The organism is Paracoccus beibuensis, from assembly GCF_026162625.1.
In the GTDB taxonomy this organism is placed as follows: Bacteria; Pseudomonadota; Alphaproteobacteria; order Rhodobacterales; family Rhodobacteraceae; genus Paracoccus; species Paracoccus beibuensis.
On record NZ_JAOTBD010000055.1, the window covers coordinates 1 to 13,739 of the forward strand.

The window sequence follows — 13,739 nt, forward strand, 5'->3', positions numbered from 1 at the left end:
CCACACTCGGAGCGACCTCGACCACGTTGCCCTGCGGCTCAACGGCCACGCACAACGCTTGGCTTCCAGACGCCGGCTGATACCTTCGAACGAGCCGTTGCGCTGACCGGTTGAGCCCACCTCTAGTGAATTCAGGCTTTCGACAGCGGCACACCGCCCTCCGATAGAGGGTGCTGGGATCCCGCGGGCGCAGCCCCCCCAACTTGCCATGCTCGCATACGGGCGGCATCAGCCGGACGCTCCCGATGCCTAAGAAGGACACCGCCGACCCGATCGTGTATCGGTCCGCGGACACCCCAGGGTTCGAGAGTCGACCCTCGGCGCGACCGCTCAGCCGCGGCGCATCGCCGCCATGCCCAGCACCCGCGCGCGCTTGCGCGGATCGCTGTCGAACAGCGCCGCCAGCTGCTCGGTGATGGCGCCTGCCAATTGCTCGGCATCGGTAATCGTGACTGCGCGCTCGTAATACCGCGTCACGTCATGGCCGATGCCGATCGCCAACAGCTCGACCGCCCGGCGCTTTTCGACCATGGCGATCACGTCGCGCAGGTGCCGTTCCAGGAAATTGGCGGGGTTTACCGACAGCGTGCTGTCATCGACGGGCGCGCCGTCCGAGATCACCATCAGGATCTTGCGGGCCTCTGACCGGCGGGCCAGGCGCTTGTGCGCCCATTCCAGCGCCTCGCCGTCGATGTTTTCCTTCAGCAGTCCCTCCTTCATCATCAGCCCCAGGTTGGGGCGCACCCGACGCCAGGGCGCATCGGCGGACTTGTAGACGATGTGGCGCAGATCGTTCAGGCGGCCAGGCTGCGCGGGACGACCGGCGGCCAGCCACGCTTCTCGCGATTGCCCGCCCTTCCAGGCGCGGGTGGTGAAGCCCAGGATCTCGACCTTGACGTTGCACCGTTCCAGCGTGCGGGCCAGCACGTCCGCGCAGATCGCGGCGATGCTGATCGGACGCCCGCGCATCGATCCCGAATTGTCGATCAGCAGCGTCACCACCGTATCGCGGAACTCGGTGTCCTTCTCGACCTTGAAGGACAAGGGTGTCGTCGGGTTGGCCACCACGCGTGCCAGGCGCCCGGCGTCCAGAACGCCCTCCTCCTTGTCGAATTCCCAGCTGCGGTTCTGCTGGGCCTGCAAGCGGCGCTGCAGCTTGTTGGCCAGGCGGCTGACCGCGCCGCGCAGGGGTTCCAGCTGCTTGTCCAGATAGGCGCGCAGGCGCTCCAGCTCGGCCGGGTCGGCCAGGTCCTCGGCGCGGATCTCCTCGTCCCAGGTCTGGGCGAACACCTTGTAGTCGGGGCTGGCCTCGCTGACCGGGGGCGGCAGGTCGGGGGGCGTCTCGGTGTCGGGCATCTCGGCCTCGTCACCCATCTCGTCCTCGGAGGCGTCGTCCATGCTGACCTGGGCCTGACGCTCGTCCTGGGTCTGCTCCTGGCTGCGCTCGGGACTGGCCTCGCTGTCCTCGCTGTCGTCCTGGTCTTGGGACTGGTTGTCGCCGGCCTCTTCCTCCTGCTCGGCATTGTCCTCGGCCTCGTCCTCCTCGGGCTGGTCGGGGTCCTCGCCCAGCTGGTCGCCATAGCCCAGGTCGGTGATGATCCGCCGCGACAGGCGCGCGAACTCGGCCTGGTCGGCCAAGGCCGCGTTCACGTCGGCCAGCGCGCCCGAGGCCTGACTTTCCACGAAGGGCCGCCACAGATCGGCCACGTGCTGCGCGCCGGGGGGCAGCGCCCGCCCCGTCGCCGCCTGACGCAGGATGTATCCCGCCGCGACCGACAGCGGCGCGTCCGAGGCGGCCTTGATCTGCGCATAGCCCTTCTTGTCGGCCTCGGCGCCGATCTTGGCGTCGATGTTGGACAGCGCGCCGGGCATGTCGCGGGCCCCCAGCGCCTCGCAGCGCGCCGTTTCCATCGCCTCGTAGAGCTCTTTCGCCATCGGTCCGGCGGGCGCATAGCGCGCGTGCAGCCCCGCGTCGTGGTGGCGCATCCGCATCGCCAGCGCATCGGCGGTGCCGCGCGCCAACAGGACCTCGTCCCGGCCCATGCGGCGGCTGATCTGCGGCAGGCGCATGGTGTCGCCCGCAACCCCGGCAGGGTCGGCGCTGAAGGTCACGTTCAGCTCGCGCTCGTCAGCCAGCGCGCGCGTGGCCTCGCTGAGCGCCTTCTTGAACGGGTCGGCGGGGTTGTCGGACTTTTTCATGCCTTCCATAGAACACCACCCGGCGCGCCAGACAAGAGGGAGCCCGCCGCCCGCGCAGGGCCTCTGTGCGGTCATGCGCAGGTGGAAACTGAACCGCGGCGGTCCGGTCCGTGTTACTCAGGTCGCACCGCAACCCATCGACCCCGAGGTTTTCATGCCCAATTCCCGCCCCAATCCTCGCATCGCCGTCATCGTCAGCTCGACCCGCCAGGCCCGTTTCGCCGACAAGCCCACCCAGTGGCTGATGTCGCAGGTCGAGGGTCACCCGGAGCTTGATTTCGAGCTGCTGGACCTGCGCGACCAGGACCTGCCCTTCTTCGACGAGGCCGCGTCAAACCTGTGGGTCGAATCGCAGGACCCGAAGGCGAAGGCGTGGCAGCAGAGGCTGGCGGGCTTCGACGGCTTCCTGTTCGTGGTCGCGGAATACAACCACTCGGTCACCGGCGCGCTGAAGAACGCGCTGGACCAGGCCTACAAGGAATGGAACCGCAAGCCGATGGCGGCGCTGGCCTATGGCAGCATGGGCGGCGCCCGCGCGCTGGAACAGCTGCGGCTGATCGCCATCGAGCTGCAGATGGTGCCCCTGCGAAACGCCATCCACATCGGCGCCGCGGACTTCTTCAAGGTCTCGCCCCTTGGCGAGGACGCGCCCATGTCGACCATCGAGGATCACCTGAAGGGGTCGCTGAAGGCCACGCTGGAGGAACTGACCTTCTGGGCCAAGCTGCTGAAGGACGCGCCGAAGCCCTGACCGGTCAGTCGCCGAAGTCGTGAAAGCAGAAGCGGGGCACCTGCTGCCCGGCTTCTGCCCATTCCGCCAGCGTCAGGCGCCGCGCAACGCGGCCCGTGTCGTCGCCCCGCTGACCGGCGAAGCCCTCCTCGGGCTGGTCCGCACGTTCCCATTCCGTGCGCCAGCGCCCGCTGAGCAGGTTCCAGTCGCAGGACACGCTTGCCGCCGTGGCGCGATCCCATGTCGCATGGGTCAGACCTGCCAGAAGGATCTGCCCGTCGCGTTCCGCAACCGTCAGCGTCAGGCTCCACGGATGACGGCCGATGCCGATCTGCTCGGACTGGATCAGGAGGCTGCCGTTCTCCGCAACCTCCAGCCAAGGCGTCTGGCCGCCCAACCGACCGGCATAGGCGACGGCGGGGATAAACGCGATCGGGCTGCCCGCCCGATCGTCCGGAGAACTGGTGAAGACGTGAAGATCGGCCGCGTCCGTGTCGGGGTCGGCGCTTTGGACAAGGACAGCCCGTTCCGTCCCGATATGCGTGTCGGACAGCTCGACCTGCACGGCCGACCTGACGCGGGCGAAGGCATCGGTGGCTTCCTGCGAATAAGAGGGCGTCGCCGTCGCGACCAGCAGCGCGGCGGCCCGCGGGATCATCCCGCCCGCGCCGCCGCGCTTTCGGGCAGTTCCTCGTCGAACAGGCGCTGATAGAATTCGGCCACGGTCTGGCGCTCCAACTCGTCGCACTTGTTCAGGAAGGTCAGGCGGAAGGCATAGCCCACATTGTCGAAGATCCGCGCGTTCTGCGCCCAGGAAATCACCGTGCGCGGCGACATGACGGTCGACAGGTCGCCCTGCATGAAGGCCGTGCGGGTCAGGTCCGCAAGCGTCACCATCTGGCCTATGACCTTGCGCCCCTTTTCGGTGTTGTAGTGGGGCACCTTCGCCAGCACGATCGCAGCCTCGGCGTCGTGGGACAGATAGTTCAGCGTGGCGACCAGCGACCAGCGGTCCATCTGGCCCTGGTTGATCTGCTGAGTGCCGTGGTACAGGCCCGTCGTGTCGCCCAGACCCACCGTGTTGGCGGTCGCGAACAGGCGGAAGAACGGGTTCGGGGAAATCACCTCGTTCTGGTCCAAAAGGGTCAGCTTGCCCTCGGCCTCCAGCACGCGCTGGATCACGAACATCACGTCGGCGCGGCCCGCGTCGTATTCGTCGAAGACGATGGCGGTCGGGTTCCTCAGCGCCCAGGGCAGGATGCCTTCGTGAAAGACGGTGACCTGCTTGCCCTCGACCAGCTTGATCGCGTCCTTGCCGATCAGGTCGATGCGGCTGACATGGCTGTCCAGGTTCACCCGCACGCAGGGCCAGTTCAGCCGCGCGGCGATCTGTTCGATATGAGTCGACTTGCCGGTGCCGTGATAGCCCTGGATCATCACGCGGCGGTTATAGGCGAAGCCCGCCAGGATCGCCATCGTGGTGTCGGGGTCGAACTTGTAGGTGCTGTCGATGTCGGGCACGCGCTCGGTGCGTTCGGCAAAGCCCTTCACCTTCATGTCGCTGTCCAGACCGAACACCTCACGCAGGTCGATCTCTTCGGTGGGTTTGGCGTTCATGTCCAGCATCGGTCCGGCCCTTTCCAGCTTATCGGCGCATTGTTCGCGCATTCGCGGGACAGGCGCAAGGCCGCGGGGCCCGGGTGCGTTGACGGGCGGGGACTGCCTTCATAAGGTGGCGCGGACCCCAGGACCAAGGACGCCCCGCCCGTGACCGACGCCCGCCGAACCGAGCTGGAAGGCCTGATCTCGCGCGTCGCCCTGGGCGACCGGGATGCCTTCGACGCGCTTTACGACGCCACGTCGGCCAAGCTGCACGCGATCTGCCTGTCGGTCCTCAAGGACCGCCCCGAGGCCGAGGAGACCCTGCAGGAGGTCTATATCCGCGTGTGGCAAAGCGCCGCGCGCTATGCCTCGAACGGGCTGTCGCCGATGACCTGGCTGATCACCATTGCCCGCAACCGCGCCATCGACCGGCTGCGCGCGCGCGCCTCGCGCCCCGCCACCGCCCCCGAGGATGCGGCCGCCGCCGTGCCGTCCGAGGAGCCGAGCCCCGAATCGGCGACGATCATGGCGCAGGAACGTCGGATGCTGCACGAATGCCTGTCGCAGTTGGCCGGCCCCCAGGCCGGCGCGGTGCGCGCGGTCTATCTTGAAGGCGTGACCTATGCCGATCTGGCAGAGCGCGAGGGCCTGCCCATCAATACCGTGCGCAGCTGGTTGCGCCGCAGCCTGCTGCGCCTGAAGGACTGTGTCACGCAATGACCGAAGACACCCCCCTCACCCCGCTGGAGCATGACGAGGCGCTGGCGGCCGAGCTGGCGCTTGGCCTTCTGGAAGGGCCTGAGGCGCAGGCGGCGGTCGACCGGCTGTCGACCGACCCGGCCTTTGCGCAGGCCGTGCGCGACTGGCAGGAACGTTTGGCCGGGCTGGCCGAGGATCTGACGCCCGTGATGGCCCCGGCGCGCGCGCGCCAGGGCATTCGCCAGCGGCTGGGGCACGCCCTGCCCCCGCTGGAAACCGATCCGCTGGAACGCGCACCATGGTGGCGCGGCCCGATGGGCGTCCTGACGGGCCTCTTGGCCGTGGCCGCCGTCGCGGCCTTCCTGTGGCTGCCGGGACAGGACGTTCCGGCGACGCCGGAATACGGAGCCGAGCTGGTCGCCGCCGACAGCGACCTGCGCGTCGATGCGCGGGTCGAGGGGCGCGAGATGCGGCTGGCGCTGCAAAGCGGCCCCGCCGCCGAAGGCCGGGACTGGGAGATCTGGTGGATCGGCGACGACGGCGCCGCGATCTCGCTTGGCGTGATGCCACGCGCAGGAGAGATGCGGATGACCCTGCCCGAGGGGCTGGAACCGTCCAACGCCACCAGCATCGCTCTGTCCGACGAACCCGAGGGGGGATCGCCCACCGGCCAGGCGACGGGACCCGTGGTCGCGGTGGCCGAGCTCACGCGGTTGTGAACTCCTGACCTTGCGCAAGGGGCGCAACTTCCCGGCGCTTCACGCGTGTCTGTCGGCAGAGGGCACCATTTGCCCCAGCCACACTCGGAGGAAGATCATGAATAGCAGCCTCATCCCGTTCGCCATTGCCGCGACCGTCGCCCTGTCCGTCCCCGCCTTCGCCCAGAATACCATGGTCGGCGGAGCCGAGATGTTCCCCGACCGCAACATCGTGGAAAATGCCGTGAACTCGGCCGATCACACCACGTTGGTCGCCGCCGTGCAGGCCGCGGGCTTGGCCGAAACGCTGTCCGGTCCCGGCCCGTTCACCGTCTTCGCGCCCACCAACGCGGCCTTCGCCAAGCTGCCCGAAGGCGCCGTGGACGACCTTCTGAAGCCCGAGAACCTGGAAATGCTGCAGACCGTGCTGACCTGCCACGTCGTCCCGACCGAGGCGTTCTCGCCCGCCGTGGGCCGGATGGTGCAGCAGGGCGGCGGCACCGCGATGCTGGAAACCGTCGGCGGCTGCACGCTGACCGCCTCGATCGACCCGACCACCAACGCCCTGCAGATCGCCGACGAGAACGGCAACGTCGCCACCGTGAACATTCCCGACGTGGACCAGTCGAACGGCGTGATCCACGTCATCGACACCGTGCTTCTGCCCGCGTCGTAACCTGACGACAGGCAGGGGGCTGCCTGTTCCCCCGATACGGCGGCCCGTGGCCCGCGCAGCAATGCGCGGGCCATCTTGCGTCGGCGTGCTTTTTTGGCGAACCGGGTTGCCTTGCGCGCGTTTCGAAGTGCTGATGGGCTGCGGCCCCCTTAGGTGCCGGGACACAGTCGGAGGAACGAAATGAGCGGCTTGATCGCGCTTTTGGACGACGTCGCCACCATATCCAAAGTGGCTGCGGCATCGATCGACGATGTTGCGGGACAGGCCGCCAAGGCCGGGGCCAAGGCCGCGGGCGCGGTGATCGACGACGCGGCGGTCACGCCGAAATACGTCCACGGCTTCAACGCCGACCGCGAACTGCCGATCGTCTGGAAGATCGCCCGCGGGTCGATCTTCAACAAGCTGGTGATCCTGCTGCCCGTGGCGCTGCTTCTGTCGGCCTTCGCGCCCTGGCTGATCTCTCCGCTGCTGATGCTGGGCGGCGCCTACCTCTGCTACGAGGGCGCGCACAAGGTCGCGCACCTCTTTCACCACACCGACGCCCATGACAGCGAAAAGCACACCCATCCCGAAACCGACGGCGCCTCGCTGGAGGAGGAACGGGTCGCCGGTGCGATCAAGACCGACTTCATCCTGTCGGCCGAAATCATGACCATCGCCCTGTCGACCATCCCGGCCGAGGACAGCCTGATGCTGAAGGCGCTGATCCTGGCGCTGGTCGCGGTGGCAATCACCATCGCCGTCTATGGCGTCGTGGCGCTGATCGTGAAGGCCGACGACGTCGGCGTGCATCTGGCCACCCGGCGCAACGACGCGACCGCGGCGCTGGGGCGCGGAATCGTCCACGTGATGCCGCGGCTGCTGACGGCGCTGACGATCATCGGCACCGCCGCGATGATCTGGGTCGGCGGCCAGATCATCGTCCACGGCCTGCACGAGTTGGGTTGGCACGCCCCCTACGAGACGATCCACCACCTGTCCGAGGCCGCGGTCGCCGCCGTCCCGGTCGCGCCTGGCCTGGTCGGCTGGATCACGACCGCCTTCTTCGACGGACTGGTTGGCCTGGCATTGGGGCTGATTCTGCTGCCCATCGTGACGCACCTCCTCAACCCCCTGTTGCAGATGACAGTTCTGCCTCTGATTGCACGCCTGAAGGGTTCGAAAGCGACTTAGTGTATTTATTGACCGATTGGTCAATCACTGTCACAGTTCCTTCACAATACTGTTGCCGGCTTGTCATTCACCGCCGCTAGGCGAGGTGCAGTCAGTGCAACTCCATTGGGAGGAAACGAAAAATGATCCGCAAATGCTCCGCGTCCGCGGTGGCGCTTCTGGCGTCCCTGGGATCGGCCCAGGCCGAAACGACCATCGAATGGTGGCACGCCATGGGCGGCGAACTGGGCGCCAAGCTGGAAGAGATCGTCCAAGGCTTCAACGACAGCCAGGACCAGTATACCGTCCAGTCCTCCTACAAAGGCACCTACCCCGAGACGATGACCGCCGCGATCGCCGCCTTCCGCGCGAACCAGCAGCCGACCATCGTGCAGGTCTTCGAAGTGGGCACCGGCACCATGATGGCGGCACAGGGCGCCATCGTTCCCGTCCACCAGCTGATGGAGGAGCATGGCGAAGGCTTCGACCCGTCCGCCTTCCTGCCGCAGGTCGTGGGTTACTACACCGACCCCGAAGGCAACATGTTGTCGATGCCGTTCAACAGCTCGACCCCGATCCTGTACTACAACAAGGACGTCTTCGAAGCTGCCGGCCTTGATCCCGAACAGCCGCCCAAGACCTGGGCCGAACTCGAGCAGTTCTCCAGGCAGATCATGGAATCCGGCGCGGCAGAATGCGGTTTCACCACCGGCTGGATCAGCTGGATCCAGACCGAGAACCTGTCGGCCTGGCACAACCAGCCCATCGGCACCGAGGAAAATGGATTTGGCGGCTTCGAGGCGCGCCTGTCGGTGAATGGTCCCGTGCAGGTCAAGCACTGGGAAAACCTCAAGCGGTGGGCGGATGAGGGCATCTTCAAGTACGGCGGCCCGGTCGGCGGCGATAACGCCCCCCCGCTGTTCTATGCGCAGGATTGCGCGATGATCATGAACAGCTCGGCCAGCCGCGCGGGCGTCATCGCCAACGCAACCAACTTCGAGGTCGGCTACGGCATGCTTCCCTACTACGATGATGTCGAGGGTGCACCGCAGAACTCGATCATCGGCGGGGCGACGCTGTGGGTGCTGTCGGGCAAGTCGGACGAGGAATACGCAGCCGCCGCGGCCTTCTTCGACTACCTCTCCAGCCCCGAGGTGCAGGCTGACTGGGCGTCCTTCTCGGGCTACCTGCCGATCACGGATGCCGCGCGTGACCGGATGGCCGATTTCTACGCCGAGAACCCCGGCGCGGACACCGGCATCAACCAGATCACCCTGAACGAGCCTACCCAGAACTCGAAGGGCCTGCGCTTTGGCAACTATGTCCAGATCCGCGGCATCATCGACGAAGAGTTCGAGCAGCTGATGGCGGGCGACAAGGACGCCCAGGGCGCGCTGGACAGCGTCGTCGAACGCGGCGATGCGCTGCTGGAAGAGTTCCAGGCGCAGAGCCAGTAACCACTGCCACGCTTCGACGGGGGCCGCGCCTGACGCGGCCCCGATCATTTCGTTCCAGGATCGCGGCCAATGAAGCGCACCCTATTTCGCAACCAGCTGCTGCCCTGGTTGCTGCTCGCCCCCCAGCTGATCATCACTTTCGTGTTCTTCCTGTGGCCGGCGGCGCAGGCGGTGCGGCAAAGCTTCCTGCGCGAAGACGCCTTCGGGACCCGGACAAGCTTCGTGGGCTTCGACAACTTCAAGGCCCTCTGGAGCAGCGCCGAATACATGAACTCGCTGCAGGTGACGGCGGTCTTCGCCATCTCGGTCACGGTGCTGTCCATGGGACTGTCGCTTCTTCTGGCGATCGCGGTGGACCGGATGATCAAGTCCGCCCGAGTCTACAGCACGCTTCTGGTCTGGCCCTATGCCGTCGCGCCCGCCGTGGCGGGCATCCTGTGGTGGTTCATCTTCAACCCGACAATCGGCATCATGCCCTATGTGCTGTCGCAGCTGGGCTACAACTGGAACCACATCAGCGACAAGGGCGACGCCATGACGCTTGTGGTGATCGCCAGCGCCTGGAAGCAGATCAGCTACAACTTCCTGTTCTTCCTGGCGGGCCTTCAGGCGATCCCGGCATCCCTGCGCGAGGCGGCGGCCATCGACGGGGCGGGCCCGGTGCGGCGCTTCTTCGACATCACCTTCCCGCTGCTGTCGCCCACCACCTTCTTCCTGCTGGTGGTGAACATCGTCTATGCCATGTTCGACACCTTCGGCGTCATCGACGCCACCACCGAGGGCGGCCCGGCGCAGGCCACCAACATCCTTGTCTACAAGGTGTATTTCGACGGCTTCGTGGGGCAGAACCTCGGCAGCTCGGCCGCGCAGTCCGTCGTGCTGATGATGCTGGTGCTGGTGCTGACCGTGATCCAGTTCCGCTACGTCGAGAAGAAGGTCGAATACTGATGATCGAGAACCGCCCCGGCCTGAACCTTCTTGCCCACCTGACGCTGATCCTGGGCGTTTGCATCGTGGCGCTGCCTGTCTGGGTGGCCTTCGTCGCCTCGACCCACGGCCCGACAGATTTCATGTCGGGGACCATCCCGATGTGGCCCGGTCCCCACCTGGTCGAAAATTATTCCAGGATGCTGGGCGGGGGGCTGTCCACCAGCGGCACGCCGCCCGTGGGCACGATGATGCTGAACAGCCTGATCATGGCGCTGTCGATCGCCGTCGGGAAGATCGCCATCTCGGTCCTGTCGGCTTTTGCCGTGGTCTATTTCCGCTTTCCGCTGCGGGGGCTGGCCTTCTGGTGCATCTTCGTGACGCTGATGCTGCCGGTCGAGGTGCGCATCGTCCCGACCTTTCAGGTCGTGGCCGACCTGGGGATGCTGAACAGCTATGCGGGCCTGTCGATCCCGCTGATCGCATCGGCCACCGCCACATTCCTCTTCCGGCAGGTCTTCCTGACCATCCCGGACGAGTTGACCGAGGCTGCGCGCATCGACGGTGCGGGGCCGATGAAATTCTTCCGCGACATCCTGCTGCCCCTGTCGCGCACCAACATCGCCGCGCTGTTCGTGATCCTCTTCATCTATGGCTGGAACCAGTATCTCTGGCCGCTGCTGATCACGACCAGCTCGGACTATTACACCATCGTTGCGGGGATCAAGCGCATGGCGGATGCCGTGGACGGCCTGCCGCAATGGCACCTGGTCATGGCGACCGCGATGCTGGCGATGATCCCCCCCGTCGTGGTGGTCATCGGCATGCAGCGCCTGTTCGTCAAAGGTCTTGTCGAGACGGAGAAATAAGACGTGGCTTCCATCACCCTGGACAACCTTGGCAAGATCTATGCCGGCGGCACCCGCGCCGTGGGCGGAGTGAACATCGACATCGCGGATGGAGAGTTCATCGTACTGGTCGGCCCTTCGGGCTGCGGAAAATCGACGCTGCTGCGCATGGTCGCGGGGCTTGAAGCCATTAGCGAGGGGCAGGTCCGCATCGGCGACCGCGTCGTCAACGAGACCGAGCCCGCCGACCGCGACATCGCGATGGTCTTCCAGAACTACGCGCTCTACCCGCACATGTCGGTGCGCCAGAACCTGGCCTATGGCCTCAAGAACCGCGGCACGCCCAAGGCCGAAATCGAGCGCCGCGTCGGCATCGCGTCGGACATCCTGCAGATCGGCCCGTTCCTCGACCGCAAGCCGCGTGCCCTGTCGGGTGGCCAGCGCCAGCGCGTGGCCATGGGCCGCGCCATCGTGCGCGAACCGGCCGCGTTCCTCTTCGACGAGCCGCTGTCCAACCTGGACGCCAAGCTGCGCGTCGCCATGCGGCTGGAGATCAAGGAGCTGCAGAAGCGCCTGCGCACAACGTCGCTTTACGTGACGCACGACCAGCTAGAGGCGATGACGCTGGCCGACCGGCTGGTGGTCCTGAACGGCGGCAAGGTCGAGCAGATCGGCACCCCCTTGGAGGTATATCGCCGTCCGGCCTCGGCCTTCGTGGCTGGCTTCATCGGCAGCCCGGCCATGAACCTGATCGACAGCCGCGCGGTTGCCCACCTGCCGGGCATCACCGATGCCGGCCTGGTCGGCATCCGCCCCGAGGACCTGTCCGTCTCCCCCGACGGCCCCATCCAGATGCAGGTCCTCGCAGTCGAGGAACTGGGCGCCCAACGGCTGGTCCACGGCCAGACAGGCGGCGAGCGCCTGACGATCACCCTGCCCTCTGACGGGCCGATCGCGCACGATCTGCGGCTGTCCTATCAGCCGCAGGCGCTGCACCTGTTCGATCGGGAAACCGGCAAACGGCTGGATCGCGCGGCGTGAATGAAACGTGAACATCCGCCTCTTGCCGGGCGGGTGTTCCGTGCTACCTTGGGACGAACCTCCCGGAAAAGGACGCCCCATGTGCCTGTCGCTGACCTGCTCGCACCACAATCCCATTGCCTGCATCGTGCCGCCTTACATGCTGCGGGTGCTGGCACTGCGGGGCGATCCGCAGGTGGCCCAGATGGCCCGGACGCTGCTGAAGCACGACGAGCTGCTGCGCCAGGACCGGGCCGCCCATGCCAGCCCTGCCCACACCGAATTGGCGCAGCCCGAGGCCGATCCCGGCATCTGCTGCCCCGACCGCCGCATCCATGACGGAGAATTCCGCGCCGCCCTGCCCGGCCGCCTTGTCAGGGCCGAAGGCGATCCCCCCAGCGGCATCCCCGACGCCGACATGGCCTATGACAGCGCGGGCCAGGTCTTTTCGCTGTTCGCCGAGGAATATGGCCGCCATTCGCTGGACGGTCGCGGCATGCCCCTGGTGGCGACGGTGCAGCACCGGCGCGGCTATAACAACGCCTTCTGGAACGGCGACCAGATGGCCTATGGCACCGGCGACGGAAAGGTCTTCCAGACCTTTCTGGAACTGTCGGTGATCGGGCACGAGATGGCGCATGGCGTGATCCAGCATTCCGGCGGGCTGATCTATGAAAACCAGTCCGGGGCGCTGAACGAAAGCATCGCCGACGTCTTTGGCGCGCTGACCCAGCAACGCGCGCTGGGGCAAGAGGTGCACCAGGCCGACTGGCTGGTCGGGCGCGGCATCCTCGGTCCCGGCGTCAACGGCGTCGCCCTGCGCAGCATGAAGGCCCCCGGCACCGCCTATGCCGACGACCTGCTGGGCCAGGACCCGCAGCCCTGGCACATGGACCACTTCGTCACCACGACCGACGACAATGGCGGCGTGCACATCAATTCGGGCATCCCGAACCACGCCTTCTACCTGTTTTGCAATTACCTCGGCGGCCGGTCGTGGGAGCTTGCAGGCCGCATCTGGTACCAGTCCCTGCAGCAGCTGAACAACCCGATGGCCACCTTCAGCAATTGGGCCGACCAGACGCTGCGGACGGCGACCGTCCTGGCCGGGACCGGCAGCCAGCAGGTCCTTCTGCTGCGCCGCGCCTGGAAGCTTGTGGGAATCGCCGTCTGACACTAGGCTTCTGCCACGTCAGGAGGGACCGGAATGATCATCGAAATCGCGACCGAGGGCGGTTTCGGCGGGATCGCCGCCACGCCGCCCAAGCGCATCGACCTGGACCGCCAGTCCGAAGAACTGCGCCAGGCGCTGGCCTCGGCCTTCGCGCCCTCTGCCCTGTCACGGATGCAGGCGGCGACCTGCCCCGGATGCCCCGACCGCCTCAGCTATCGCATCACGATCATCGAGGGTGGTCAGGCCAGCCGCTGCGTGACCCTGTCTGAAAGCCAGATCCCGCCGGACACGCTGGACCTGCTGGACGGCATCTGACATCGCCGCCTGCGCCCAATCCACACGGCAGCTCTGGGCCCCGCGCCGCCACCCACCGCCCTGATTGACACCGTGGCGACCGCAGGCGACAACTTCACCGACACATCACATCTGAGGGACGGGAGGACCGATGAAGAAGGTCTATGCCACTGCGGGCGAGGCTCTGGACGGGCTTTTGCACGACGGGATGACGATCGCGGCGGGGGGCTTCGGCCTCTGCGGCATCCCCGAGCTTCTGATCG

General features: G+C 66.6%; 15 protein-coding genes. 12 read left to right on the forward strand and 3 right to left on the reverse strand.

The genetic code is table 11. The features are described from left to right. Window positions 1–330: 330 nt before the first annotated feature. The gene (cobT, locus tag OC159_RS18695) at window positions 331–2,199 is read right to left on the reverse strand and encodes a cobaltochelatase subunit CobT (RefSeq protein ID WP_265502717.1); all 1,869 of its coding nucleotides are present in this window, start codon (window positions 2,197–2,199) and stop codon (window positions 331–333) included. 154 nt (window positions 2,200–2,353) lie between these two features. On the opposite strand from cobT, the gene OC159_RS18700 reads away from it, so the two are divergent. Then, complete coding sequence (locus OC159_RS18700) at window positions 2,354–2,950, forward strand: NADPH-dependent FMN reductase (protein ID WP_265502733.1); 597 nt, start codon at window positions 2,354–2,356, stop codon at window positions 2,948–2,950. 4 nt (window positions 2,951–2,954) lie between these two features. On the opposite strand, the gene OC159_RS18705 is transcribed toward OC159_RS18700, so the two are convergent. Together OC159_RS18705 and cobS are read right to left on the reverse strand one after the other, a co-directional pair. Beyond that, window positions 2,955–3,587 carry a hypothetical protein gene (locus tag OC159_RS18705; RefSeq protein ID WP_265502718.1) on the reverse strand — a complete coding sequence of 211 codons (633 nt, stop codon included), beginning with the start codon at window positions 3,585–3,587 and terminating at the stop codon, window positions 2,955–2,957. Continuing rightward, on the reverse strand, window positions 3,584–4,555 hold the full coding sequence (cobS, locus tag OC159_RS18710) for a cobaltochelatase subunit CobS (protein WP_265502734.1): 972 nt from the start codon (window positions 4,553–4,555) through the stop codon (window positions 3,584–3,586). Before cobS ends, OC159_RS18705 begins: the two co-directional genes overlap by 4 nt. A 141-nt stretch (window positions 4,556–4,696) precedes the next feature. On the opposite strand from cobS, the gene OC159_RS18715 reads away from it, so the two are divergent. The 11 genes from OC159_RS18715 to OC159_RS18765 form a co-directional block, all read left to right on the forward strand. Continuing rightward, a complete protein-coding gene (locus OC159_RS18715; RefSeq protein ID WP_265502719.1) occupies window positions 4,697–5,251 on the forward strand; it encodes a sigma-70 family RNA polymerase sigma factor in 555 nt (184 codons plus the stop codon). Next, the gene (locus tag OC159_RS18720; RefSeq protein WP_265502721.1) at window positions 5,248–5,949 is read left to right on the forward strand and encodes an anti-sigma factor; all 702 of its coding nucleotides are present in this window, start codon (window positions 5,248–5,250) and stop codon (window positions 5,947–5,949) included. Before OC159_RS18715 ends, OC159_RS18720 begins: the two co-directional genes overlap by 4 nt. Window positions 5,950–6,046: 97 nt before the next feature. Then, on the forward strand, window positions 6,047–6,604 hold the full coding sequence (locus tag OC159_RS18725) for a fasciclin domain-containing protein (protein ID WP_265502723.1): 558 nt from the start codon (window positions 6,047–6,049) through the stop codon (window positions 6,602–6,604). 180 nt (window positions 6,605–6,784) lie between these two features. Further along, window positions 6,785–7,777 (forward strand): DUF808 domain-containing protein, encoded by a 993-nt coding sequence (locus tag OC159_RS18730; RefSeq protein ID WP_265502725.1) that lies wholly within the window; start codon window positions 6,785–6,787, stop codon window positions 7,775–7,777. A gap of 122 nt (window positions 7,778–7,899) precedes the next feature. Continuing rightward, a complete protein-coding gene (gene ugpB / locus OC159_RS18735; RefSeq protein ID WP_265502726.1) occupies window positions 7,900–9,213 on the forward strand; it encodes a sn-glycerol-3-phosphate ABC transporter substrate-binding protein UgpB in 1,314 nt (437 codons plus the stop codon). Between the two features lie 69 nt (window positions 9,214–9,282). Next, on the forward strand, window positions 9,283–10,161 hold the full coding sequence (gene ugpA, locus OC159_RS18740; RefSeq protein ID WP_265502727.1) for a sn-glycerol-3-phosphate ABC transporter permease UgpA: 879 nt from the start codon (window positions 9,283–9,285) through the stop codon (window positions 10,159–10,161). Then, window positions 10,161–11,009, forward strand: coding sequence for a sn-glycerol-3-phosphate ABC transporter permease UgpE (gene ugpE, locus OC159_RS18745; RefSeq protein ID WP_265502728.1), 849 nt, complete (start codon window positions 10,161–10,163; stop codon window positions 11,007–11,009). Before ugpA ends, ugpE begins: the two co-directional genes overlap by 1 nt. 3 nt (window positions 11,010–11,012) lie before the next feature. Then, window positions 11,013–12,029, forward strand: a complete 1,017-nt coding sequence (locus tag OC159_RS18750; RefSeq protein WP_265502729.1) for a sn-glycerol-3-phosphate import ATP-binding protein UgpC — start codon at window positions 11,013–11,015, stop codon at window positions 12,027–12,029. 79 nt (window positions 12,030–12,108) lie between these two features. Next, on the forward strand, window positions 12,109–13,182 hold the full coding sequence (locus tag OC159_RS18755) for a M4 family metallopeptidase (RefSeq protein ID WP_265502730.1): 1,074 nt from the start codon (window positions 12,109–12,111) through the stop codon (window positions 13,180–13,182). Between the two features lie 33 nt (window positions 13,183–13,215). Further along, entirely contained in the window at window positions 13,216–13,497 is a 282-nt protein-coding gene (locus tag OC159_RS18760; protein WP_265502732.1) for a protealysin inhibitor emfourin, read from the forward strand. A 130-nt stretch (window positions 13,498–13,627) separates the two neighbouring features. After that, on the forward strand, window positions 13,628–13,739 hold a 112-nt coding region (locus OC159_RS18765; protein ID WP_322626747.1), incomplete at its 3' end, for a CoA-transferase.

What these genes read in the sequence shown, in the direction of transcription:
- OC159_RS18755 (WP_265502730.1), top strand. Translation starts at nt 12,109, where the DNA reads ATGTGCCTGTCGCTGACCTGCTCGCACCACAATCCCATTGCCTGCATC.
- ugpA (WP_265502727.1), top strand. Translation starts at nt 9,283, where the DNA reads ATGAAGCGCACCCTATTTCGCAACCAGCTGCTGCCCTGGTTGCTGCTC.
- ugpB (WP_265502726.1), top strand. Translation starts at nt 7,900, where the DNA reads ATGATCCGCAAATGCTCCGCGTCCGCGGTGGCGCTTCTGGCGTCCCTG.
- OC159_RS18720 (WP_265502721.1), top strand. Translation starts at nt 5,248, where the DNA reads ATGACCGAAGACACCCCCCTCACCCCGCTGGAGCATGACGAGGCGCTG.
- OC159_RS18705 (WP_265502718.1), bottom strand. Translation starts at nt 3,587, where the DNA reads ATGATCCCGCGGGCCGCCGCGCTGCTGGTCGCGACGGCGACGCCCTCT.
- OC159_RS18730 (WP_265502725.1), top strand. Translation starts at nt 6,785, where the DNA reads ATGAGCGGCTTGATCGCGCTTTTGGACGACGTCGCCACCATATCCAAA.
- OC159_RS18700 (WP_265502733.1), top strand. Translation starts at nt 2,354, where the DNA reads ATGCCCAATTCCCGCCCCAATCCTCGCATCGCCGTCATCGTCAGCTCG.
- ugpE (WP_265502728.1), top strand. Translation starts at nt 10,161, where the DNA reads ATGATCGAGAACCGCCCCGGCCTGAACCTTCTTGCCCACCTGACGCTG.
- cobS (WP_265502734.1), bottom strand. Translation starts at nt 4,555, where the DNA reads ATGCTGGACATGAACGCCAAACCCACCGAAGAGATCGACCTGCGTGAG.
- cobT (WP_265502717.1), bottom strand. Translation starts at nt 2,199, where the DNA reads ATGAAAAAGTCCGACAACCCCGCCGACCCGTTCAAGAAGGCGCTCAGC.
- OC159_RS18725 (WP_265502723.1), top strand. Translation starts at nt 6,047, where the DNA reads ATGAATAGCAGCCTCATCCCGTTCGCCATTGCCGCGACCGTCGCCCTG.
- OC159_RS18760 (WP_265502732.1), top strand. Translation starts at nt 13,216, where the DNA reads ATGATCATCGAAATCGCGACCGAGGGCGGTTTCGGCGGGATCGCCGCC.